Below are 1,525 nucleotides of genomic sequence, written 5' to 3'. Positions count from 1 at the left end.
CCTCAGCCGTCGACGCTATCCGTCGATCATCATGCCGCGATCGAGCGTATCCAGGCGAAGCGCGGCTTCGGAGTCCACGCGACGGTCTATGTCGCCGGCAACCTTCTGCTCGTCGCCGTCTGGGCGATCACCTCGCGAGGATATTTCTGGCCGATCTGGCCGATGCTCGGCTGGGGCTTCGGGCTCGGCATGAACTATTGGAGCGTCTTCCTCCGGAAGCCGATTTCGGACGACGAGATTCGGCGTGAAGTGGAGAAGCGGCGCTAGAGCGCGCGTCGGAACGGGTCCGCCCCGTCATTGCGAGCCATAGGGCGTAGAAAACGCCCTTCCTTCCGGACGGGCTATGGCGAAGCAATCCAGAGGCCACGCCGCCGCGCCACGATCACTGGATTGCTTCGCCGCTTCGCTCCTCGCAATGAGGGGCCCGTTCGAACGCGGGCTGCTCTAAACCCTCAGCGCCTCGCGTCTGCTCGCGATCCGGCGCCTTCGGCGCTCCGGCTTTCGAGCCTATTTAAGGTCTTTGCCAAACGCCAAAGCAAATGCCTATGAGACCTTAGGATGCTTTCCCACTGGGAGAGGAAGTGAGCCGATGAATGAGCGCGATGTGATCACGCCACAGATGCGGCCATTTTATCCGGCGGCGGCGGATTTTGTCAGCGGAACTGATTCACCGCGCGAATTTCTGGAGCGCTGCATTGCGGAACTCGATGCCTGGGAGCCGAAGATTGGGGCCTTCGTCACAGTCAACCTCGCCACTGCCAGGGAGGCCGCGGACCGCTCGACCGAGCGCTGGCGGGCCGTCAAGCCGCTTTCGCCAATCGACGGCATGCCGATCGGGGTGAAGGACATTATGGAGACCATCGACATGCCCACTGAATACGGTTCGCCGCTGTTTGTCGGCTTCCGCAGTGAGCGCGATTGCGCAAGCGTTGCGGCGCTGCGCGAGGCTGGCGCGGTGATCCTCGGCAAGACGGTGACGACCGAGTTTGGCCTTACGGAGCCGCTCGGGACACGCAATCCTTGGGACCTGTCCCGTACGCCGGGAGGTTCCAGTAGCGGTTCGCCCGCCGCGGTCGCCGTGGGCGCGATCAGCGTCGGGCTTGGCACCCAAGTGCTCGGCTCGATATTGCGGCCGGCCAGTTTCTGCGGCTGCTTCGGTTTCAAGCCGACGTTTGGAGCGATCAACCGCGGCGGGAGCTTTGATGCCCTTTCCCAAAGTACGCACGGCCCGCTCGCTGCAAGTCTGCCGGATGCATGGCAAGTTGCTTTCGAGATGTCCCGCCGCGCCGGCGGAGACCCAGGTTTTCCTGGCCTTTACGGTCCGCCGACCTCACCCACGCCGTGCAAACCGCAGCGACTTGCGGTCCTGGAGACCGATGGCTGGGGAGCGGCGACACCTGGGGCCAGGGAGGCTTTCGAAAAAGCGTCGGCAAAACTCAAGTCAGCGGGCGTCACACTCGCGTCGCGTCACGAAAATGAAAAAGTCGCGGCGCTCGAGGGCGCAATCCAGGGCGCTCGGGAACTC

Annotated in this window: 2 protein-coding genes; both read left to right on the top strand. The window is 63.6% G+C overall.

Features of this window, described 5'->3' with window-relative positions:
* Window positions 1-267, top strand: a 267-nt coding sequence (locus WCB02_RS34095) for a 2TM domain-containing protein (protein WP_423965465.1), incomplete at its 5' end; no start/stop codon positions are given.
* A 322-nt stretch (window positions 268-589) separates the two neighbouring features.
* Window positions 590-1,525, top strand: a 936-nt coding sequence (locus tag WCB02_RS34090) for an amidase (protein WP_423965463.1), incomplete at its 3' end; no start/stop codon positions are given.

It is taken from the genome of Bradyrhizobium sp., assembly GCF_049581145.1.
Taxonomy (GTDB): domain Bacteria; phylum Pseudomonadota; class Alphaproteobacteria; order Rhizobiales; family Xanthobacteraceae; genus Bradyrhizobium.
This window is presented reverse-complemented; position numbering and strand designations above follow the sequence as displayed.